The organism is Rhizobium sp. SJZ105, assembly GCF_007828365.1.
GTDB lineage: Bacteria > Pseudomonadota > Alphaproteobacteria > Rhizobiales > Rhizobiaceae > Agrobacterium > Agrobacterium tumefaciens.
This window is the reverse complement of record NZ_VIUP01000005.1, coordinates 256,777-278,264: the sequence shown is the minus strand read 5'-3', so window position 1 is coordinate 278,264 and position 21,488 is coordinate 256,777. Positions and strand designations below refer to the sequence as shown.

23 protein-coding genes and 1 pseudogene are annotated in these 21,488 nt (G+C 58.5%); 8 read left to right on the top strand and 16 right to left on the bottom strand.

Features of this window, described 5'->3' with window-relative positions; genetic code table 11:
• The first annotated feature begins 62 nt into the window (after window positions 1–62).
• Window positions 63–1,634 (top strand): glycoside hydrolase family 28 protein, encoded by a 1,572-nt coding sequence (locus FB593_RS17850; RefSeq protein WP_145166813.1) that lies wholly within the window; start codon window positions 63–65, stop codon window positions 1,632–1,634.
• Window positions 1,621–2,715, top strand: coding sequence for a glycoside hydrolase family 105 protein (locus tag FB593_RS17845; protein ID WP_111803002.1), 1,095 nt, complete (start codon window positions 1,621–1,623; stop codon window positions 2,713–2,715). The genes FB593_RS17850 and FB593_RS17845 overlap by 14 nt, the downstream gene beginning before the upstream one ends.
• Window positions 2,716–2,759: 44 nt before the next feature.
• On the opposite strand, the gene FB593_RS17840 is transcribed toward FB593_RS17845, so the two are convergent.
• Both FB593_RS17840 and FB593_RS17835 read right to left on the bottom strand, forming a co-directional pair.
• Window positions 2,760–4,022: an ATP-binding protein gene (locus tag FB593_RS17840; protein ID WP_145166812.1), complete on the bottom strand. Its 1,263-nt coding sequence runs from the start codon at window positions 4,020–4,022 to the stop codon at window positions 2,760–2,762.
• The gene (locus tag FB593_RS17835; RefSeq protein ID WP_210200295.1) at window positions 4,019–4,750 is read right to left on the bottom strand and encodes a response regulator; all 732 of its coding nucleotides are present in this window, start codon (window positions 4,748–4,750) and stop codon (window positions 4,019–4,021) included. Before FB593_RS17835 ends, FB593_RS17840 begins: the two co-directional genes overlap by 4 nt.
• Window positions 4,751–4,953: 203 nt before the next feature.
• On the opposite strand from FB593_RS17835, the gene FB593_RS17830 reads away from it, so the two are divergent.
• The 4 genes and pseudogenes from FB593_RS17830 (at window position 4,954) to FB593_RS17815 (ending at window position 9,241) form a co-directional block, all read left to right on the top strand.
• Complete coding sequence (locus FB593_RS17830) at window positions 4,954–5,610, top strand: hypothetical protein (protein WP_111803030.1); 657 nt, start codon at window positions 4,954–4,956, stop codon at window positions 5,608–5,610.
• Between the two features lie 126 nt (window positions 5,611–5,736).
• A complete protein-coding gene (locus tag FB593_RS17825) occupies window positions 5,737–6,033 on the top strand; it encodes a hypothetical protein (RefSeq protein ID WP_111803029.1) in 297 nt (98 codons plus the stop codon).
• Between the two features lie 22 nt (window positions 6,034–6,055).
• Window positions 6,056–7,279, top strand: a pseudogene (locus FB593_RS17820) (efflux RND transporter periplasmic adaptor subunit).
• Window positions 7,280–7,282: 3 nt separating this feature from the next.
• Window positions 7,283–9,241: a MacB family efflux pump subunit gene (locus tag FB593_RS17815; RefSeq protein ID WP_111803000.1), complete on the top strand. Its 1,959-nt coding sequence runs from the start codon at window positions 7,283–7,285 to the stop codon at window positions 9,239–9,241.
• A gap of 16 nt (window positions 9,242–9,257) precedes the next feature.
• Here FB593_RS17815 and FB593_RS17810 read toward each other — a convergent pair whose 3' ends face one another.
• Entirely contained in the window at window positions 9,258–9,494 is a 237-nt protein-coding gene (locus FB593_RS17810; RefSeq protein ID WP_003517889.1) for an acyl carrier protein, read from the bottom strand.
• A gap of 309 nt (window positions 9,495–9,803) precedes the next feature.
• Here FB593_RS17810 and FB593_RS17805 point away from each other — a divergent pair, with 309 nt between their 5' ends.
• Window positions 9,804–10,901 carry an acyltransferase family protein gene (locus FB593_RS17805; protein WP_041694625.1) on the top strand — a complete coding sequence of 366 codons (1,098 nt, stop codon included), beginning with the start codon at window positions 9,804–9,806 and terminating at the stop codon, window positions 10,899–10,901.
• Between the two features lie 268 nt (window positions 10,902–11,169).
• On the opposite strand, the gene FB593_RS17800 is transcribed toward FB593_RS17805, so the two are convergent.
• The 13 genes from FB593_RS17800 to FB593_RS17740 all read right to left on the bottom strand — a co-directional run bounded on the left by FB593_RS17800 (window position 11,170) and on the right by FB593_RS17740 (window position 20,079).
• On the bottom strand, window positions 11,170–11,481 hold the full coding sequence (locus FB593_RS17800) for a hypothetical protein (protein ID WP_003517885.1): 312 nt from the start codon (window positions 11,479–11,481) through the stop codon (window positions 11,170–11,172).
• Window positions 11,482–11,494: 13 nt separating this feature from the next.
• The gene (locus tag FB593_RS17795) at window positions 11,495–11,788 is read right to left on the bottom strand and encodes a hypothetical protein (protein WP_013761399.1); all 294 of its coding nucleotides are present in this window, start codon (window positions 11,786–11,788) and stop codon (window positions 11,495–11,497) included.
• Window positions 11,789–12,427: 639 nt separating this feature from the next.
• Entirely contained in the window at window positions 12,428–12,568 is a 141-nt protein-coding gene (locus tag FB593_RS27555; protein ID WP_003517881.1) for a hypothetical protein, read from the bottom strand.
• A gap of 90 nt (window positions 12,569–12,658) precedes the next feature.
• The gene (locus FB593_RS17790; protein ID WP_025595953.1) at window positions 12,659–12,943 is read right to left on the bottom strand and encodes a hypothetical protein; all 285 of its coding nucleotides are present in this window, start codon (window positions 12,941–12,943) and stop codon (window positions 12,659–12,661) included.
• Between the two features lie 147 nt (window positions 12,944–13,090).
• On the bottom strand, window positions 13,091–13,306 hold the full coding sequence (locus FB593_RS17785) for a hypothetical protein (protein ID WP_111802999.1): 216 nt from the start codon (window positions 13,304–13,306) through the stop codon (window positions 13,091–13,093).
• A gap of 30 nt (window positions 13,307–13,336) precedes the next feature.
• On the bottom strand, window positions 13,337–13,573 hold the full coding sequence (gene rpsU / locus FB593_RS17780) for a 30S ribosomal protein S21 (protein ID WP_003517876.1): 237 nt from the start codon (window positions 13,571–13,573) through the stop codon (window positions 13,337–13,339).
• 27 nt (window positions 13,574–13,600) lie between these two features.
• Entirely contained in the window at window positions 13,601–13,891 is a 291-nt protein-coding gene (locus FB593_RS17775; protein ID WP_003517874.1) for a hypothetical protein, read from the bottom strand.
• Between the two features lie 109 nt (window positions 13,892–14,000).
• A complete protein-coding gene (locus FB593_RS17770; protein ID WP_003517872.1) occupies window positions 14,001–14,210 on the bottom strand; it encodes a cold-shock protein in 210 nt (69 codons plus the stop codon).
• Window positions 14,211–14,689: 479 nt separating this feature from the next.
• On the bottom strand, window positions 14,690–15,925 hold the full coding sequence (locus FB593_RS17760; RefSeq protein WP_025595955.1) for a Gfo/Idh/MocA family protein: 1,236 nt from the start codon (window positions 15,923–15,925) through the stop codon (window positions 14,690–14,692).
• A 20-nt stretch (window positions 15,926–15,945) separates the two neighbouring features.
• Window positions 15,946–16,767: a sugar phosphate isomerase/epimerase family protein gene (locus FB593_RS17755; protein WP_065663057.1), complete on the bottom strand. Its 822-nt coding sequence runs from the start codon at window positions 16,765–16,767 to the stop codon at window positions 15,946–15,948.
• A 51-nt stretch (window positions 16,768–16,818) separates the two neighbouring features.
• On the bottom strand, window positions 16,819–17,982 hold the full coding sequence (locus FB593_RS17750) for a dihydrodipicolinate synthase family protein (RefSeq protein ID WP_111802998.1): 1,164 nt from the start codon (window positions 17,980–17,982) through the stop codon (window positions 16,819–16,821).
• A 10-nt stretch (window positions 17,983–17,992) separates the two neighbouring features.
• Window positions 17,993–19,135, bottom strand: a complete 1,143-nt coding sequence (locus tag FB593_RS17745; RefSeq protein WP_162632792.1) for a Gfo/Idh/MocA family protein — start codon at window positions 19,133–19,135, stop codon at window positions 17,993–17,995.
• Between the two features lie 245 nt (window positions 19,136–19,380).
• Window positions 19,381–20,079, bottom strand: coding sequence for a TetR/AcrR family transcriptional regulator (locus tag FB593_RS17740; protein ID WP_003517856.1), 699 nt, complete (start codon window positions 20,077–20,079; stop codon window positions 19,381–19,383).
• A gap of 119 nt (window positions 20,080–20,198) precedes the next feature.
• Between FB593_RS17740 and FB593_RS17735 the strand changes: the two genes are divergently transcribed.
• The gene (locus FB593_RS17735) at window positions 20,199–21,488 is read left to right on the top strand and encodes an ABC transporter substrate-binding protein (protein ID WP_013761393.1); all 1,290 of its coding nucleotides are present in this window, start codon (window positions 20,199–20,201) and stop codon (window positions 21,486–21,488) included.

The following is a 21,488-nucleotide window of genomic DNA, read 5'->3' as shown; positions in this document are numbered from 1 at the left end:
GGTGACATGGGCATTCCCGCCGATTGTTTTGGCGGGACATGCACGAACAACGAGAAACGAGCATGAACGAACCCTCTATCATCGCGCTTTCGGCGCGAACGGCGGCGCTTTGCCTCGCTGTACCCGGTGCGCGATATCACCTGCCGCAGACGGCATGGCGGCTGACTTCGCAAGATGGTGATCTACGAACCGGAAAAACCGCCACCGTGGTGACGCTGCTGCATGATCTGCGTCCGGATACGCGGTATGTGTTCGAAGCGGATGGGTTCGCAAGCCTGGAGTTCAGGACAGCGCCCTGCGCGGGGCTTGTCGAGGCGACGGCATTTTCGCTGACGCCGGATATTGCGCTTGACGACGAAGCCGGCGCACGCGCCAACGCCCGCGCTCTGGAAGAGGCAGTTGCCGCCGTGCCTGCGGGCGGCACGTTGCGATTTGCTGCCGGCCTTTGGACAGCGTTTCCCGTGCGGTTGAAAAGCGACATGACGTTTCATCTTGCGGAAGGGGCCGTGCTGCGCGCACCCTCCACCCGCAATGGCTGGCCGATCCTGCCTGCCCGCGATGAGACGGGCCGCATTCTCGGCAGTTGGGAAGGGCTACCGGATGCCTGTTTCGCCGCGCCGGTCCATGCCATCGGCGCAGACAATCTCGTGATCGAAGGCACAGGCGTTCTCGATGGTTCCGGCGACAGAGGCGACTGGTGGAGCTGGCCGAAAGAGACCCGTGACGGCGCGCGCCGACCGCGCGGCCTGCATCTCGTTTCCTGCCGCAATGTCGGGCTTTTCGGTTTCACCATTCGCAATGCACCGTCCTGGACGGTCCATCCACAGGGATGCGAGACCCTGAAAGCGGCGGGTCTCACAATCAGCGCTCCGCATAACAGCCCCAATACCGATGGTTTCAACCCGGAAAGCTGCCGCAACGTGACGATATCAGGCGTGCGCTTTTCAGTCGGCGACGATTGCATTGCTGTGAAGGCAGGCAAACGCGGGCCGAACGGCGAGGACGACCATCTGGCGGAAACACGCGGCGTCAGCGTGCGCCATTGCCTGATGGAGCGCGGCCATGGCGGGCTGGTGATCGGCTCGGAAATGTCGGGTGGCGTGCATGACGTAACGGTAGAGGACTGCGACATGGTTGGCACGGATCGCGGCCTGCGTCTCAAGACGCGGCGGGGCCGTGGCGGTTCAGTCAGCAATATCACCATGCGCCGCGTGTTGCTGGATGGCGTGCAGACCGCGCTTTCCGCCAATGCCCATTACCATTGCGATGCCGATGGGCATGACGGCTGGGTGCAGTCGCGAGACCCTGCACCTGTCGACGACGGGACCCCGTTTATCGACAGAATTACTGTCGAAGATGTGGAAATCCGCCATCTGGCACATGCCGCCGGCGTCTTTCTCGGTTTAGCGGAGGCCCCAATCCGCAATATCGCCATTCGCAATCTCACAATCGTCTCGCGTGATCCTGCAGCCGTGGCCACACCGCCGATCATGGCCGATGGGGTGCGCCCCATGCTGCATGAGGGGATCGTTTTCGAACAGGCTGAAATCATTTGCGACGATCCTGCGCTGCTGAGCGCCTCTGGCATTTCCCACTCACAGATTTCAATCGAGAAAACCCATGAAAGCCACTGATTATTTTGATCAATTCGCCAGCCGCTATAGGCACTACAAGGGCGGGAGCTGGTGTTATGAGGATGGCTGTGTCTATCGGGGTTTGCAGCACCTGTTCGAAGCGACCGGCGACCGGCGCTGGAACGAACATCTGCATCGTCTGGCGGACACCCAGATAGCGGCAGACGGAGTGCTCGCCGGTTACGATCCGCGGGAATACAATATCGATCACATCCTTGCCGGTCGCATTCTGTTTCCTCTGGCAGCGGAAACGGGCGATCCGCGTTATCTCGCTGCGGCGGAACATCTTGCGGGTCAACTCCGCAGCCATCCGCGTACGGGTTCCGGTAATTACTGGCACAAGAAGCGTTATCCGCATCAGGTCTGGCTGGACGGCCTTTATATGGGACTTCCTTTCCAGATCGAATATGCGCAGGCGACTGGCAATGCCGAACTGATCGACGATGCGCTACAGCAATTCTCAACAGCACTCACGCTGACGGCGGATGCCGGTGGGCTCTATGTCCATGGTTATGACGAAAGCCGCAACCAGCGCTGGGCCGATCCCGTGAGCGGCCAATCCCCGGCCGTATGGGCCCGCGCCGTCGGCTGGCTCGCGATGGCGCTGGTCGATGCGTTGGTGATGTTGCCGGCTGATGGCGCAACGATCGAACTTCGGGAACGCGCAGGCCTGCTTCTGGCCGGTATTGTTGCCCGGCAGACTAAAACCGGTCTCTGGATGCAGGTGCTGGACAAACAGGATCTTGCCGGAAACTACGAGGAAACCTCCGCTTCGGCGATGTTCGCTTATGCCTTACTGCGGGCTGCGCGGCTGGGGCTTTTGAAGGGCGAGGAGGCAAATGCGGCTCTTTCGGCGGGCCGGTCCGCGCTTGAGGCCCTGCTTGAGAGACAGCTCAAGGTGGACGAAAAGGGTATCGTCCGTCTTACCGGCATCGTGCATGTCGCGGGCCTTGGCGGCTTCGAGGGCAATTATCGCGATGGGTCTCCGGATTATTACCTGACCGAGCCGGTTGTATCCGATGACGCCAAAGGCGTCGGGCCGCTGATGATGGCCTATGCCGAAAGCCTGCTTTTGGCATGACGGTGCGGTCATCTTAACGGGCATAGGGTGTTTGTGGCATGAGATCATGCCACTTTTGCCAAGATCACCGTCTGGATCAGGCCCTGTTTTTTGTGGTTCGCGATTGTGATCGTGCCACCGAAGCGCTCGATGATTTCCCTGGCGATGGCAAGACCCAACCCCACACCAGGGATCGACTTTCGCCGCCCGAGATCGACCCGAAAGAAGGGCTCGAAAACCCGGCCGATCAGTTCCTGCGGAATGCCAGGGCCTTCATCGCGGATTGTAACGACGACCTCGCTCTCGTCCTCGGTTAGATCGATCCGTGCCGTTTTGCCATGGGTGACGGCATTGAGGATGAGGTTGCGCAAGGCTCTTTTAAGCGCAAGCGGAGCGGCCTTGATGATCATGGCGGCTTCCGGTTTCATAAAGTCGAGGGCATCAGCGTAACCGAGATCAGAAAGTTCGCTGACGATTTCGCCGAGAAGCCTACCGATATCGATCATCTTGACGGTATCCTGGCTCACTTCCTCGCGCACAAGCAGAATGGCGCTATCCGCGATGGCGTTCAGTTCCTCGAGGTCCGCCAGCCATTTGCCCCGCTCTTCGTCGTTTTCGATGAATTCTGTCCGCAGGCGCATGCGGGTCATTGGGGTTCTCAAGTCATGGCCAGCGGCTGCGACGAGGCGCATTCGGCTTTCCATTGCCGCCTTCAGGCGGCGGGCGAGTTCGTTCAAGGCCCGCGCCGTCGCGCGGATTTCACCCGGCCCGGTTTCCGAAAGATGCGGCAGCGAACCGTCTGGTCCGATGCTCGCTGCGGCGTTTTCCAGCATGTCGAGGGGGCGGGTGATCTTTCTGGCGGCAAAGATGGAAACAGCAGCACTGCCAAGAATGATCAGCCCGATCCACATGCCGAAAATCTTCCAGCCGCCCGGGGGAGGACCCATATGGGGAATTTCCGCGACCAGCCATCCGCTTTTTTCCAGCGCGATAGCCGCCACCGGGGCATTATTTCCCGGTGCGCGGATCACAATTGCGGTGCGTGGCTCGCCAACCTGTGCAAGGGCCTTTTCCAGAAACTCCGAAAGCATTCCGTCGAGATCACCTTCGGGCGGCTTCTGTTCGATGCGGAAATAGCCGGGCTGTTGCAGCGAGGGGTCGCGTTCGGCCATGGTGACGGCAAAGGCAAGGCTGCGGGCAACGGGCTCGATGGTGGCATCTGGCGGCGGCGGCTGCAATGTCTGATCGGCCACCACAGTCGCAAGCGCGATGACCGCGATGATGGAGACGATCAACAGTGCGGCGATACGGTTTCTGAGCGAGCTCATCGATGCACCGGCAGGGTTCTGACCTGAACCGTCATCTGGTAACCGCCATTGCGAACGGTCTTGAAGATCGGAGCCCGGGCATCGGTTTCGAGCTTCTTGCGCAACCGGCTCATCAATACGTCGACGGAGCGGTCGAACGGTCCCCGGTCCTTGCCCTGCGTAAGGTCGAGAAGCTGATCGCGCGAAAGAAGCCGGCCGGGCCTGTCGAGGAAGACTTTCAGCAGATCGAACTCCGCCCCCGTCAGCTCGATCCTCTCACCGCCGGCGTGGATGACGGAGCGCTGTTCCGGATCGGCGGTGAAGTCCGCAAAACCATAGGCGGTGGATGAGCCGCGAGGTGCTTCCTGAGGTGCTGCGCGGCGCAGCACGGCCTTGATCCTCGCCGTCAGTTCTCGCGGATTGAAGGGTTTGCCGAGATAGTCGTCGGCACCGATTTCCAGCCCGACGATCCGGTCGACATCCTCCTTGAGCGCTGTCAGGAGAATAACGGGCGTGCGCGGCCGGCGGCCTTGCAGATCGCGGCAGATATCGAGGCCGGAACCATCCGGCAGCATCACGTCGAGCACGATGAGATCCGGATCGGAGCAGGCGAACTGTTCTTCGAACTCTCGCCTGTCGGCTGCCATCGAAACGCGAAACCCCTGCGAGCCGAGATATTTCGCGAGCAATGTGCGTATCTCCGGATCGTCATCCACGATCAAAATATGTGTCACCGAAACTGTCGCCATATCGTCCAACCTTTTGATGCCACTATACATAAGCGGCGCAAAGAAACGGCGGATTTTTGCAACGAAAGCTTGCTGCGGCCGCTCCGGCAACATTCGGTTACAAATAGGCCTTGCGTGGAACAAGACCGGCAACATTCGGACCAAGGCCGGAAACGCTTAGCTCCTATCGTCTTCTCAGGTTGGAAAACGAAAAGGAAGGTAAGATGAGAAACGCTCTAATCGCCACCGCCGTCGTCGTGACAACTGTTCTTGGCGCTTCGGCCACCTCCCGGGCTGCGGAGCAGGGTGAACCGGCGCCGCAGGCATCGGAACAGGCCGTGCCGCTCCTCGCCAGTCCTGACTTCGGTTCGAATAGTGCTCCGGAGCAAAGGCTGCCGCATGGCCGCGAGATGGTCGGGCCTGAGATGCTCCGCCCGGATATGATGGGGCCGGATATATTGGGGTTGGCGACGAAACTTTCGGCAGCGGAAATCTATCTCGGCGTCACACCTGAACAGCTTGGTCCGTGGCGCGCCTATGCCACTGCGCTGATCGATCTTGTTTTGCCCACTTCGGAACGCAAGCCATTGCCGCCGAAGGGACCGGGTGAGACGGGGCTGGAGCCGCGTCTTGCCGGTGAGGAGCTGGCCGGCCTTATAATGAACAAGGCAGAACAGGCTAAAGCACTTCAGGACGCAGCAGCTGCGCTGAAACCTAAACTTTCGCCGCAGCAGGTGCAGAAGCTTGCTGAACTCGAACGCGCATTGATGCCGCCTCCGCCTCCGCCTCCTGTCCCGCATCATCGCCCTGGACGAGACGGTCGTGTCGAGCCTCCGCATGGCGACGGGATGCAGCCGCTGCCTCAGGCAGAGCGGGGCTGACTCCACTCTTCAAAGTTTCCTCCTTTAATAGCCCCCCAGCAAAGGAGGAAATCAGCCGGAAACGGCTGAAGCCGGGGGATCGCTCGCCTGCGATCCCCCGCGTGATTTTCAAGCGAGAAGATGATGATGAGATATTTCTACCTGATGCTGGCGACGGTTTTTGGTTTGAGCTTCGTCTGGTCGGTTGCTGCGGCCGGTGACAGGCCGGTGCGAGATCCACCGGCGAAATCCCGGCAGGAAGAACAGCGGCACCAACCCGTCTGTGCGAAGGATCGGCGCGAAAATGCACATCGCAAGTGTCGTGGCGACACCTGCCGCAAGGCATCCGCCAGAAAGTCCGCTGCCGCCTATGAATGGATCGAAGCAGACAACGGCTTCATCCTTGTGAAACACGACATGAGGTCGGTTTCTTCTTTTGAGTAGACCGGCCGGACAGGACAGGACGATGAAAATGGCTCGCAAAGCAGGTGTGGCGCTGACGGTTGTCGCGCTCGCCCTGGGTGGCTACTGGTTTTCGTCACAATATACGCGGGCCGCAACGCCCGGTTATATCACCTCGTCTGTGAAGCGCGGTGATATCGAGCAGACGGTTCTGGCGACTGGAACGCTCAAACCCGTCCGTCTGGTGGCCGTCGGCGCGCAGGCCTCCGGTCGCATCACCGCCGTCAAGGTCGCACTTGGAGATACGGTCAAGGCAGGCGATCTCATTGCCGAGATCGATTCCGTTACCCAGAATAACAGCCTGCGCACGGCGCTGGCAGCGCTTGCCAATGTGAAGGCGCAGCGAGTGGAGAAACAGGCGACGCTTGTTCTCAACCGCCAGAGCCTTGTCCGCCAACAGGAAATGGTGTCAAAAAATGCCGCCTCCCGTGCGGATTTCGAAAGCGCCACTGCAGCGCTCGCAGTCACCCAGGCGCAGATCGAAGCGATCGACGCCCAGATCGAGGAGGCGCAGGTCGCTGTCGAAACGGCAAAGGCCAATCTCGGCTATACGAGGATCACCGCGCCCATCGAAGGCACTGTTCTGTCTATCGTCAGTCAGGAAGGGCAGACCGTCAACGCCACGCAGTCCGCGCCGACAATCGTGATCCTAGGCCAGCTCGACCGGATGACGGTGCGCACGGAAATTTCCGAAGCGGATGTGACGCGCGTAAAAGCCGGCCTGCCAGTTTACTTCACGGTGCTGGGTGAGCCGCAGCAGCGTTACGACGCGACGCTTACGTCCATTGAACCGGCGCCTGAATCAGTGCGCAGCGATTCCAGCTTCAGCTCCTCGACGTCTTCCTCGACCACATCGTCCTCTTCCAGCACCTCGTCGTCGGAGGCGATCTATTAAAATGGCGTGTTCGAAGTGCCGAACCCGGACGGCAAGTTGCGCACGTATATGACGGCGGAGGTCCATATCGTCCTTGGTGAAGCCAAGGACGTGCTGACCGTTCCGGCGGCGGCCCTTGGTAGCAAGGGCGCCAACGATGACTATGCCGTGCGTGTGGTAGACACCGATGGCAGAATTTCCGAACGCAGGGTCCAAATCGGTCTGAACGACAAGGTCACGGCGGAAGTGCGTTCCGGCCTTGCCGAGAACGAGCGCGTGGTGACCGGCGAACTTTCCATCGACACCACCAAAAACGCCATGCCGGGGCCTGGCGGCCCGCCGATGGGATTTTGAACCATGGCTGATCCTCTGATTTGCCTTAAATCCGTGCGGCGGGATTATCCGTCCGGTGAAGGTACGATTACGGTACTCAAGAATATCGAACTCACCATCGAGGCCGGCGAGATGGTGGCGATCGTCGGCGCTTCCGGATCGGGCAAGTCGACGCTGATGAATATTCTCGGTTGCCTCGACCGGCCGACGTCAGGGAGCTACAGCATCAGGGGCCGGGAGACGGGCAATCTCGATGCAGACCAGCTTTCGGAATTGCGGCGAGAAAATCTCGGTTTTATCTTCCAGCGTTACCATCTGCTTGCCGAACTGACAGCGCTCGGCAATGTCGAAATTCCGGCGATCTACGCCGGAAATTCACAAAGCGATCGCAGGAGCGATGCCGCCAGGTTGCTCGGTCGCCTTGGCATGGCGGACCGCCTCGATCATCGTCCGGGCCAGCTTTCCGGCGGCCAGCAGCAACGCGTTTCCATCGCGCGCGCCCTTATGAACGATGCCGAAATCATTCTTGCCGACGAGCCGACCGGTGCGCTCGACAGCGCGAGCGGCGACGAGGTGTTGCGCATCCTCGACGAGCTGCATGCCGAAGGGCGCACTGTCATTATCGTCACGCACGATATGTCAATTGCACGACGTGCCGAACGGATCATCGAAATCAGCGACGGCGCCATAATTTCAGACCGCAGGGCGGATGCCGCGCCGGTTCGGAAGGATGACGCCAAACCCTCTATGGTTTCCGGCGGGGCCTCCAGTCTCGCTGGTCTCGTATCCTCGCTGCGGGAGGCATTGCGCATGGCGCTCCTGTCGATGCAGGCGCACAAGCTGCGAAGCTTTCTTACCATGCTCGGTATCATCATTGGCATCGCCTCGGTCATCAGCGTCGTGGCGCTGGGGCAGGGGTCACAGCAGCGCGTGCTGCAGAATATCTCAAGCCTCGGCACCAACACGCTGGAAATCTTCGCGGGCAAGGATTTTGGCGACATTAGGTCGGGCAAGATCACCACGCTGGTCGTCTCCGACGCCGAGGCACTTGCCAAACAATCCTATGTCGCGGCTGTGACGCCCACGGTCTCGACCTCCAGTACGGTGCGTTTCGGCGCGAAGGAGGCTAATGCGCTTGTGAATGGTGTCAGCGAGCGGTATTTCGTCGCCAAGGGCACGAAGCTGTCACAAGGGCGCTTTTTCGATACCGCAAGCGTCGTGCAGAAAGCCCAGGAGGTGGTGATTGATGAGAACACCCGCAAATCGTTGTTTGCGGATTTCGACGGCAGCCCCATCGGTCAGGTCATCCTCATCGGCAAGGTGCCGGCCCGCATCGTCGGCATCACGCAGGCGCAGCAGGGCGGTTTCGGTTCAAGCCAGAACCTTTCACTTTATCTGCCTTATACTGCCGTCCAGTCACGCTTTCTCGGCAGCCTGTCGCTGCGCAGCATCACGGTGCAGGTGAGTGACGATATTGACGCCGCAATTGCCGAACAGGCGGTGACGGTTCTTCTCACCCAGCGGCATGGAACGCGGGATTTCTACATTCTCAACACTGACGATATTCGCCAGACCATCACCAGTACAACGCAGACCATGACGCTGCTGGTTGCGGCGATCGCGGTGATTTCGCTTCTGGTCGGCGGCATCGGGGTGATGAACATCATGCTCGTTTCCGTTTCCGAACGTGTGTCCGAAATCGGCGTGCGCATGGCAGTCGGCGCACGGCGCAGTGATATACTGCGCCAGTTCCTGATCGAGGCAGTGCTCGTCTGCATCATCGGCGGAACGCTGGGAATTTTGGGCAGCTTCGGCTTCGGGGCGCTTTTCTCCGCCTTCAGCAGCAATTTCGCCATGGTCTATTCCACGGTGTCGATCATTGCTGCCTTCGTCTGCTCGACACTGATAGGCGTCGTTTTCGGCTATCTGCCGGCCCGCAACGCATCGAACCTCGATCCTGTTGCGGCCCTGTCGGCGGGTTGATATCCGCCGCTGCCGGTCAAGCCTTGTTTTTTTCGATGAAGCGGATGGCGTCGCCAACGGTTAGGATTGTGCTTGCGGCCGAATCAGGGATTTCCACTCCGAATTCTTCCTCGATTTCCATGACAACCTGAACCACTTCGAGGGAATCGGCACCGAGATCGTCGACAAAATTGGCGTCATCGACAACCGTGCCGGGATCTGCGCCAAGCTGGTCAACGATGATTTTTTTAATACGGTCGGCGATGGTGGACATGGTGGGACTCCGCGAAAGTTGTTTGCCGCCGAACAACCCGTTTGAATTTGCGCCCAGGACACTTGCTAAAATCGAAACCGGTTTTTGCGAGGCGTGGTACACAGAGTCAGAAGGTTAAAGCATCGATGACATTCGGACGTAGCATGCCTTTGACGGCTGCGAAAGAGCGTGGCTCATGGGGAATTGCCCATAAGAATTCGGGGTATGTTTGACGTTGAACAGTTTTTGACTGGATGCGATGAACCGCTGCGCTGTAAACCTCGTTTTCGTGAAGTAATTATAATCCAGTCCTGTCGAGCATCAACGCCCATGGTCCAGTCTTCCCCGGAACGCTTCATATTGCTCGATGGCATAAGGGGCGTAGCTGCGCTCTTCATCGTACATCGCCATGCCGAACAGTTTTTCGGGAGAGACGACGCTTCGAGCTATCTCGCCGTCGATTTGTTCTTCGCCTTGAGCGGTTTTGTGCTGGCGCATGCCTACAGCATGAAACTGCGCGAAGGGGCGATTACGCCGGGCTTCTTTATGAAGGCGCGCCTTGCGCGACTTTATCCATTGTATGGGCTGGGGCTGGCGTTGATGGCGTCCTATTTCATCTGCCTCTATCTGTTGGGCCTGCCGACGCCGATCGATGATCTTCATCGCCACATCAATCCCGGCGAACTGGCGATCGCGTTGTTGACTGGACTTCTTTTTGTTCCGGCACCCTTCACGCTTACATTGAACGGCGCATTGTTTCTGGTGAGCCCGGCATGGTCGCTTTTCAACGAGCTGGTGGTGAATGCGGTTTATGGCCGGTGGGGTGTGCGGGCGACTACGAAACAGACAATCGTGGTGCTGGCTGTCAGCGCCTGCGTCCTTGTCGTGGCGGCTGCTGAGTTTGGGAAGTTGCATGCGGGGTTTCGATGGCACGAAATGTATGCCGGCATGGGAAGGGTGTTTTTCTCGTTTTTCGCAGGCGTGCTGGTTTACCGCTTCCGCAATCGCATAACCGAGCTGAAGCCCATCCAGGCGGCCCTCTGTCTTATGCTGGTCTGCGTCATCCTCGCCGTGCCAATTTCGCGTGAGCTTCGGCCTTTCTTCGATCTCGCGGTGGTTCTGCTCGTCTGGCCGACGGTATTGTTCGTAGCCAGCAGGATAGTGCCGGGTCGCAGGGTGGGAATCTTGTCGACGTTTCTCGGCACAGCTTCCTACGCCGTCTATGTGCTACATATTCCGCTGCTGGCCTGGACGGATTTTCTGGTGCCTGCCGTTGATAGGGAAAACATCGCTTTGCCGGTCGGTGTCGCTTTCCTGATAGGGACGACGTGTCTGTCATGGTACCTGACGGTCCATTTTGATCAGCCAGTGCAGACATGGCTCAAAGGTCGCCTGAGAAAGCGGGCAGGGGTCGGGCAACCGGTGTGATCGCGTCTTGTCGCTGCGGGCTTCAGTAATGCGCGAAGATTGGAGCCGTGATAACAAAGGCCGCGACGAGACTGATGATCGTCAGTTTCGCGGCACGCATGCGGCGCATTCTGCGGCCGCTCCAGTCATACGTCATACTCACCCTCCACGCAGACGCAAACTCTCGGACTGATGTCCGACTAAATCAGTTTCTCCTGATATATCTCATTTGCCAAGTCATTATTGTTACCAGTGATTTTGGCGAACAACGTCCGCTTCGGGAGGCGCTTCAGGGAAAAAGCCGGATAAGTTGATTGTCTTTGAGTTTCAGGCGGCTTGCCTCATCGGAAGAAATGCAATGCTCTATGTTCTTTCGCAAGTCGTCGGGAACTATCGGCCCGCCTGCCTTCAAAAGCTTTTCGGTCATCGAAAAAAGAATGCCGAACTGGGTCTCGCATTCGGCCGATGTCAGCAGCAGCGGTAGCGACGGAACGGTGTTCGCCGTAAAGACGCTATCCGCCGTATCGTACATGGTAACGAGGTACCAGGTCAGAAATAGCCCCAGCCACAGGCCGGTGCTGACCATGATATATTCGCGCATCTGCTCTCTCCCCTCAATGGCGGTGGTAAAGCAGTGGCAGGCCCTGGATTGCATATCGGGGGAGCGGCTTCCACGGCTTGATGCGGTCGTGTTTCTGCACGCCGAACAGGAAACGCATTTCGTCGGTGAGGTCTGCCGGATCGGTCAAACCATCCTGATATAATTCAATAACCTTGCGGGCGGCTCTGTTATGGAGCTTTTTGTCATCATCGTCGGAAAGGTGATTAAAACCGATGCTCTCGAGGACCAATTGGAGCATTTCGAGATCTTGAGAGGAGATCAGGCAGTTACGGGGCGCAGAAGACATGATGGCCTCTTTTCTTACTGGTTCAGAAAGCCGAAGCCTCGCGCGCGCCCTTAAAAGGCTGCACGGGACGCTCCAACGCTTTGAAACGATACGCCGGTGCGGTCGATGACCGTTGCCGGTTTTCGGGGGGCATGTGCCTCAACGCGCCCTGGGAAATTCCGCACGGGGCGCTGTAGACGGGAGGCATGTGCAAATGGGGCTTGAGACGGCAAGGATGCCTGACGGCGGTAACGCCCTTTAAGTACCGATGGGGAAGGGTGCGCTCTTTGCGCGCAATAGGCAAGTTAATTCCATAGCCCTTGACGAGTATGTGACCGGTGCGGCAACATTCTTTATCTCACCAGGGCAGACAACAAAAAAGGCCGGGGCAATATTGCACCGACCTTCCTCATATCGCCATTAACACCAGTGCCAGTACATCCGTGGTCAAAAGTCTAAAGCGACGGAAACAACTGCGAACGACATATTTTGCGCTCACCAGCAGTTGCTGTATGAACTTTATAGAAGAGCAATGTGGCCAAAACAAGTCCGCATTTCCATTACATGTTTTATTTGTCGCGACCCTTAGCGTATCGGGTCGCGGTTTGGCAATTCGTGCCGGTGCGTCGCGCTGTTATGAGCGGGCTGTCCGGAACAATCCTACTTCTTCTTGCCATCCGCAGTTGTGGAGTTTGCGAACTTGACCTGCGTGCCGGCAGCTGGTGCCGCAGCCGGAGCTTTCGTCTTGTCCTTCTTCGGTTTGCGGACTTCTTTGTTGCTGCGTACTTGACCCTTGGCCATGGTGTCCTCCTGGTATTGAAGAGATATTGGATATTGTGTGGTCCGGGGCATGATCGCGCGCCGCAGGCAGGCTGCGGGGCGGTTTCATCGTCAGGGGAAAGGCAGTCCGTTAAGCGGAAGTTTCCCGAAGGGAAGGGTCGGTTTGGAGAGGCGGATACGCCCTGCGTAGAAGGTTCTCCGCACCATGTCGGGCTGGAGGCCAAAATCAGGAAACGCCGCAAAGCCGGAGGATGCGCCGCGATCCTGATCCAGGCGCATGGCTGTTTCTTCGGCGGCACTGAGAAGCAGGCGAAGCGATGCGTTTTCCCGGTAACCCAAACCGCCGGTGCGGACGAGGTTCCGTGAAAGGCTTGATGAATAAAACTCGGAAGACATCTCGTCCTCCTTTCTTTTGGGGGCGAGGACACTCTGCCCTCAAACACCAGCACTCTTCAGCGGATTGCTGACAGGCGAAGCGTGCGCCTGTTGCGTATCAGGTTCAAGAAGTTTTTCGGAAAGGCGACGTCAAAAAGTGCAACCGGGTTATTTCTTGCCGGATGACTTTTTGGTGCGGGTGGGTGGAGGGGCGACGATTGCCGCCTCCTGAGCTTCGCGAAGTTGGCGAAGCCGTTCCGTCTTCTTGGCGCGCTGGTCGGATTCGGCGGTTATGATCTGTTTCGCCGCCTTGTCCGTTATGGATGCCTTGTCCTGCGAGGACAGCTTTCCGGGTTTGAAAACAGCCTCTTTAGTCGCGGTCATGGCATTCTCCTTTGCGGAGCGAATTGACAGTTATCGAGCGCGGGCAACCTTTTTGGGAGCAGGAAGCAATCCCTCGCGCTGCAATTTTTTCTTCGCCATCTTGCGGTGGCGGCGCACAGCTTCGGCTTCTTCGCGGATACGCTTTTCCGACGGCTTTTCGTAAGATTCCCGTGCGCGCATCTCACGGAAGATACCCTCGCGCTGCATCCTCTTTTTCAAGACGCGGAGGGCTTGCTCTACATTGTTATCCCTGACGAGTACCTGCAACTTATCTCCTTAACGCAGCCATCGCTGCTATTTTTTGATTCTGATCGTATTCGAATTGATCCAGCTCGATCCCGCAACGCGCGAAGACGAGCCTTCGATTTCCACGGGCCGCGATGAAGACGCAGCCACATCGATTTCATCGAGCGCTATATTACGTTCGAAGTTCTCGTGCTGGAAACGCACCCTGTAGCGAACCGCACCTTGTTGTGTCTCTGGCAGAGCCGTTACGACCCGGCCTGGACCTTTGGGCTGGTTGGCCCCAAGTACGCCCGCCTTCAGAAAGATAGCATCGCCGGAACGATAAGGATTTTTGCGCATGAGAGCCTCCCCATGGCCAAAAAAACAAAAGGCCGGGATTTAACCCGACCTCTCACAATCACTCAGCGCCACTGCTGGTACATGCGTAGCCAGCGGGGCCGATGACAAATCAAGCTGCGCGAAGGTTGTCAGCGGAGCTCTTGCCGGACTTGCGGTCCTGCACGATGTCGTAGGTGATCTTCTGGCCGTCGTTCAGCGAACGCAGACCTGCGCGCTCAACAGCCGAAATGTGAACGAAAACGTCCGTGCCGCCGTTGTCAGGCTGAATGAAGCCGAAGCCCTTGGTGGCGTTGAACCACTTTACAGTACCAGTGTTCATAACGATTTCCTTTCGTAGTAATCGTTGTTGGTTTCCGCGATACCTTGCGGAATTAGATCGATTATTTGAGAGGAAATCCGACGGGAACGTAGAGTCCCAGGAGCGACGTCACAAGCAATTGTCGATTTGCCGAATATAGCCTCAATTTTTGATTTTGCAATGGGCCGATGCGGAAAAATGCGCCATCTGGCGATTGCACTTGTCGGTTCCGATGTCTCTTCCTGCGTCAGCGGCGCGATTTCGGTTTTTTCTCTTCCCTGTTCATATCGCGCCCCACCCATTTGAAAAAAAGGATCAGGCTGGTGCCGATGATGATGAGCGGAATTAAGGATTCGAAACTGGACATGATTAACTCTTTCTTCCCCCGATCGTCGTTTTACCGGTATGGAGGAAGCGCGTAATCTGCAGAATGTTATCCGTTCTTTTTTGGCAATTGCGGCCTGCGGACCGACGTTGAAAGCACCGCAGGCCGAAAATATCTAGATGGGCAGGGATTTCACCGCCGCTGCACCACCCTCTCGGGCGCTTTTCAATGCGGCTACGCCGCAGAGCACGGACATTGCGCCGGCGCGCGAACCCGCCCGCTGCCGCAGCCGGTCGTTCGAACCGGGCTTGAAGATCATGTCGCGCATGCGATTGTCGCCGCCATAATGGCCGCCCGGCTCATGCGGCACCCAGATACGCTCGACACCGCCACCGAAACTTTTCACCAGCAGGATTTCGTCGGCGGGGGGCTCAGTCCACGGCTGCTTTTCATATTGGCGCATCTCGATGCGTCCTTTATGGCCGTTAAACGCGATGTGGTGTCCCTCGATCGGCATATAGGTATTGAGCGAATAGGAGACCTGCACGCCGTTCGCATAGCGAATCGAGGCGCTCATCGTGTCGGGGATGTCGATCTCCTCGCGAAAGACGCAGGCGTCACGCATATAGCCATCCACAGTCGATGGGTCCTCGTAAAGCGCGTCCAGGAACGGATCGGCCCCGAGATCCATGAAATAATCGCACTCGTCCTTGTGCGGGCAGGTACGACAGCGCGTTCCCCGGAACGGTCCGTTCTTGCCATAATGCAGCAGTTGCCCAAAGCCCTTCACTTCCACCGGGTCGGAATCGAGATACCAATTCAGAAGATCGAAGTGGTGCGTCGCCTTGTGGACGAACAGGCTGCCTGAATGTTCGGTGAAAGCGTGCCAGCGGCGGAAATAATCCGCACCGTGCTGGTTATCGAGATACCAGTGGAAATCTACCGAGGTAACGGTGCCGATCGCGCCATCGTCGATCAGCTCCTTGATGCGCGCCGCCGTCGGTGAAAAGCGATAATTGAAGGAAACGTCGACACGGCGGCCGCTTTTGGCCTCCGCCGCGCGGATGCGGTCAATCTTTTCCGGGGTGGTGGTCATGGGTTTTTCGCTGATGACATCGGCACCGCCCTCGAGCGCGCGGATAATGATGTCGTCATGAGTATCATCGGGCGTGCACACGATTACCAGTTCCGGGCGTTGCTCGGCCATCATCCGATCGAAGTCGTCGTAAAGCGGAGCGGCCGACCCCATCATGGCGCGGGCCCGTTCTGCGCGCATCAGGTTCAGGTCGCAAATGCCGACCAGTTCGACATAGTCGCTCCACCCGGCCAGAAGTTCGCGCCCCCACATGGTGGTGCCACGATTGCCGGTGCCGACCAGTGCATAACGTTTGCGTTTCACCCTTTCAGGCATTTCCTTACTCCCGAACCCAATCAACAAACGGTTTTAAAGCGCTCGACGACGGTGGACAGAACCTCGTCCACCGGGCGTGCCTGCCAACGATGCGAAAAAATCTCGACTTCCTGCGGACCGGAAAAGCCGGCGGCCTCGATCATGGCGCGAAATGCCTTCAGGTCAATCACGCCATCGCCCATCATGCCGCGATCGTTGAGCGGATCGGTGGTCGGCACCAGCCAGTCGCAGATATGGTGTGCCAGTATCTGCCCGTTTCGCCCGGCGCGCGCCACCTGTTCCTCCAGCTCTGGGTCCCACCAGACGTGATAGACGTCGATGGCCACACCGGTTCCAGCACCTAGCCGGTCGCAGAGGTCGAGCGACTGTTTCAGAGTGTTGAAGCAGGCGCGGTCGGCGGCATAAAAGGGGTGCAACGGTTCAATGGCGAGCGGCACGCCGGCTGCCCTCGCATAGGGAAGAAGTTCGGCCATGCCGTCCTCCACCATCTGCCGTGCACCTTTCAAGTCTCGAGAACCGGTGGGCAGGCCGCCCACGACAAGCACTAGGCAATCTGCCTTCATGGCGGCGGCTTCGTCCACGGCGCGTTTATTGTCCTCGATGGCGCGGCTGCGGCCTTCTGCATCGGGGGCGGGGAAAAAGCCACCCCGGCAATGGCCGCTGAGACGAAGGCCGTTCTGCTCGACAATGCGTGCTGCTTCAGCAAGGCCTGCAGCGTGAACCTGCTCGCGCCAAGGAGAGATGGTGGTGATGCCATGCGCAAGGCATGCATCCACGATTGCCCCGAAGGAACGTCCCTGCCGCACGGTGGCAAAATTTATTGAAAGGCCCTCAACGCCCATAACGGTACTCCTCCCTTTTGCGAAGGCCTCCAGCCACCTTCGCTCTCGCGCTTAACCAATGCCTCTGACAGCCAGAAACTGCTTCATGCGATGCGTCGCCACATCCGGTTCGGCAAGCACATTGGCCTTGTCCGCCAACCGGAAAAGCTCGGCGAAATGCCGCGTGGAGCGGGCGCTTTCCTGCCCGCCAACCATGGTGAAATGGTCCTGCAAGCCGTTGAGATAGGCGAGAAACACCACGCCGGTTTTGTAAAAGCGGGTCGGCGCCTTGAAGATATGGCGCGAAAGCGCCACCGTTGGCTCCAGAATGTCGAAGAATTCATTATCCGCACCGCGCTTCAGGCTGGCGAGCGCCCTGGATGCCGCCGGAGCAATGGCATCGAAAATGCCGAGCAATGCGTCCGAATGACCTTTTTCGTCACCGGCGATCAGTTCGGCATAATTGAAGTCGTCGCCGGTATACATGCGAACACCAGCGGGCAGGCGGCGGCGCATGACGATTTCCTTTTCCTTGGATAGAAGCGAAATCTTGATGCCGTCGATCTTGTCTGCATTCTCCTCGATCATGGCAAGGCAGGTGTCCATCGCCGCCATATGGTCGCGGGCACCCCAGTAGCCCTCAAGCGCAGGATCGAACATTTCTCCCAGCCAGTGGATAACCACCTTGTTCTCGGCACGGGAAAGAACCTTGGCATAGGCCTCGAGATAATCGTCCGGGGAGCGGGCGGCAGCGGTGAGCGCCCGGCTTGCCATCAGGATCACGCGCCCGCCTTCTCCCTGAACAAAATCAAGCTGTTCCAGGTAGGAGTCGATAATCTGGTTCAGGTCATATCCGCCGCCCTCAAGATGATCCGTGCCGACGCCGCAGGCGATCAGCGCATCCTTGCGGGTGGCTGCTTCCTTCAGCGAACGGGAGATCAGTTCCTGCGCCTGCGGCCACGCCAGTCCCATGCCGCGCTGGGCCGTATCCATGGCCTCCGCAACACCCAGGCCGAGGTCCCAAAGGCGGTGGCGGAAGCGCAGGGTAGCGTCCCAGTCGATGGCGGGCGTCAACCATGGATCGTTGTCGGCGAGGGGATCGGCCACCACATGGGCGGCGGCGAAGGCGACACGATTGAAATCCGCCGCACTTCGTTTCTCAATGGCGACCGGCGCGCCTGATAGCCTGTAGACCTCGATGCTGCGGTCGTCCTTTGGAAGCTTAAGTTCGCTCACTGTCGCCTCCTCAGGAAAGTGCGGGAACGTCGAGCCAGCGGCGTTCCTTCCATGATCTCAGCCCCAGTTCGGCCAATTGCACGCCCTTCACGCCCTCCATCAGCCCATAGGGCCATAGGTCGTTGTCGACGAGGTGACGCACGAACATTTCCCACTGCGCCTTGAAACCGTTGTCATAAGTGACGTTGTCAGGCACTTCCTGCCAGGTCTTGTAGAAATCGATGGTCTGGGGCTGGTCAGGGTTCCACACCGGTTTCGGCGTATTGGTGCGGTGCTGGGTCCAGCATTTGGTGAGACCCGCTACGGCCGAACCATGCGTGCCATCAACCTGAAACGTGACGAGATCGTCGCGGCGCACACGCACCGCCCAGGAAGAGTTGATATGGGCGATGGCGCCGCCTTCCAACTCGAAGGTGGCGTAGGCGGCATCGTCGGCATCCGCCGCATAGGCGTGGCCCTGTTCATCGAAACGCTCGGGGATATGGGTGGCGCCGAGGCAACTTACGGATTTCACCGGTCCGAATAGATTATCGAGCACATAACGCCAGTGGCACAGCATATCGAGGATGATACCGCCGCCATCCTTCAGGCGGTAATTCCACGAAGGACGCTGCGCCGGCTGCCAATCGCCTTCGAAAACCCAATAGCCGAACTCGCCGCGCACCGAGAGGATCTTGCCGAAAAAGCCGCTGTCACGCAGCATTGCCAGCTTGCGAAGGCCGGGCAGGAACAGCTTGTCCTGCACCACGCCGTGTTTGATACCGGCGCTTTCTGCCAGTCTGGCAATTGCCAGCGCCTCCGCCACGCTGTCGGAAATCGGCTTTTCGCAATAGACGTTCTTGCCCGCCTTGATAGCTTTTTCGAGCAGGCTGCCACGCATCTGCGTCGTGCCGGCGTCGAAGAAAAGCGTGTCATCCGGGTTCGCAAGGGCGGCGTCGATGTCGGTCGTCCAGCGCGCGACATTGTGCTTTTTAGCGATTTCCTCGATTTTCGCACCGTTTCGGCCGACCAGAATGGGGTCGAGCATGACCTTTTCGCCGCTCTTCAAAACCACGCCGCCCTGATCGCGAATGGCGAGAACGGAGCGCACGAGGTGCTGGTTGTAACCCATGCGGCCGGTGATGCCGTGCATGATGACGCCGATACGTTTCATGAATTTCCTCCCAAGGCGGCCTTTTCCCGAAAGCCGCTTCCGTCAAACATGGCAATTTGTAACCATTTGGTTATTTGTGATCGTGAAGGATGCGATCTGTCAAGGTGTTTTTGGCAGGAAATTCACATGCACTTGCGGCGGCAGAAATCACGGGTTTGTGCCGCGCTGCAAAAGGAAAAGACGCGCTTCGCGGATGCGAATGGCGCGTCGTCGCTGTTGTTAAAGGGAAATTCGGTTTTTACGGCTCAGACCGGCCGCACCGCAGCAAGCAGGGTATCTACGATATGCTGGCCCCAGCGTTCAAGTTCGGCGGGGTCGGTCAGGTCGCGCTGGAAGATCGTCGACAGCGTGAATCGGTTCGAAAGATAAAAGGCGCCGAGCGAGGCGATCGTCAGATAGACGTCGATCGGATCGAGACCGTCACGGAATTCGCCAGTATCGCGGCCGCGCCGCAGCACGTCCTCAAGCTCGGAAATGAAGTTTGAATGCATTGCCGCAATCGTAGCGGATTGCCTGAGATATCGGGCTTTATTGAGGTTTTCTGTTGCGAGAATGCTCAGAAATTCCGGGTGATCCAGAAAATAATGCCAGGTGAAAAGCGCAAGTTCCCGCAAGCCTTCCGAAGGCGCCTTGCGGGTCAGGTCCAGCCGCCGTTCGGTGTGGCGGATGTGGCGATAGGCGTCCTCCAGAACGGCGAGATAAAGCGCGTCCTTGTCGCCAAAATAATGGTAGATCATCCGCTTGTTGGTGCCGGCACGCCGCGCCACGACATCGATTCTCGCGCCCGCCAGGCCCTTTGCGGCCACCTCGCGGCGGGCGGCTTCAAGAATGGCGGCGCGTGTTCTCTCCGGGTTTCGCACCTGTGCCGCCCCGCGTTTGCGCTTGGGGGCAGGCGTTTCCTCGACGGCCGGATCGGGCAGCTGGTTTTTCGTCGTTTCGTCCATCTTAGCACCCGCTTGACAATGTTGGCGATCAGTGTTCCCATGTAACCAATTAGTTATAAAACGGCAATAGTCGTTTACCCCCATCATCAATTTGGCAGTCAATTAGGGAGGAGTTGCCAATGCCCGTGATGCTTCACAGGAGAAGTGTGCTTTCAGCAGGGCTTGCGGCCCTTTCACTCGCAACATTGGGAGGTGGCTCGGCGCAGGCTCAGGCCGCGCGGCTGCGTATGTTGTGGTGGGGATCGCAGGAGCGTGCGGATCGCACCAACAAGGCGATCGCCGCATATAAGCAAATCAAGCCGGATCTCGATATTGCCGGGGAATTTGCCGGCTGGAGCGACTACTGGCCGCGCCTTGCCACGCAGGTGGCAGGCCGCAACGCGCCTGATCTGATCCAGATGGATTATCGCTACATCTTCGAATATGGCCGGCGCGGCGCCCTTGCTCCCCTTGATGACTATATTGGCAAGGGCCTGAAGATAGAAGATTTCGGCAAGATGAACATCGACTCCGGTCGGGTCGACGGCAAGCTTTACGGGGTTAATCTTGGCGTGAATTCCAGCGCTGTCTTCTTCGACAAGGCGGCTTGGGAAAAATCCGGCGCGACCCCGCCAGCGATCGGGCAGACCTGGGAAGAGTTTGCCGAAAACGCCGCCAAGCTCAGCAAGAACAAGCCGAAGCCCGGCTATTACGCCACGGCCGATGCCAGCGGCGTCGAGCCGAGCTTCGAGAACTGGCTGCGTCAGAACGGCAAATCACTCTACACACAGGATGGCGGTATCGGTTTTGATCCGACCGACGCGACCAAATGGTTCACCATGTGGGCGGATTTGCGCAAGAGCGGTGCATGCGTGCCGGCCGATATTCAGGCGCTCGACCAGTTGAATATTGAAACCAACGCGCTGACGACGGGCAAGGCGGCAACGGCATTTGCCCATTCCAACCAGTTTGTCGGTTATCAGGCACTCAACAAAGCCAAGCTGGCGATGACCTCCTATCCGAAAAGCAAGAAGGATGGTCCTTCCGGTCACTACCTGAAACCATCCATGCTCATCAGCGTCGCCAATGGCAGTGCCGGCATCGAGCAGGCGGTCGGTTTCATCAACTTTCTCGTTGCCGAACCACAGGGCGTCGATGTTCTGGGTGTGGAGCGCGGCGTTCCGGCATCGGAATCGATGCGTAACGCGCTGACCGCCAAGCTCGATGCCGTCAGCAAGAGCATGGTGGAATATATTGCCGAGATTACCCCCGGCGTTGGCGATCTGCCGCCGGCACCCCCTCCGGGTGCAGGCGAATTCGCCTTCGTCCTGAAACGTACAGCGGAAGAGATCGGCTTTGGCAAGATTTCGGCGGCTGAGGGTGGTGACCGGCTCGTCAAGGAATCCGAAACCGTCATTAAACGGAAGTGA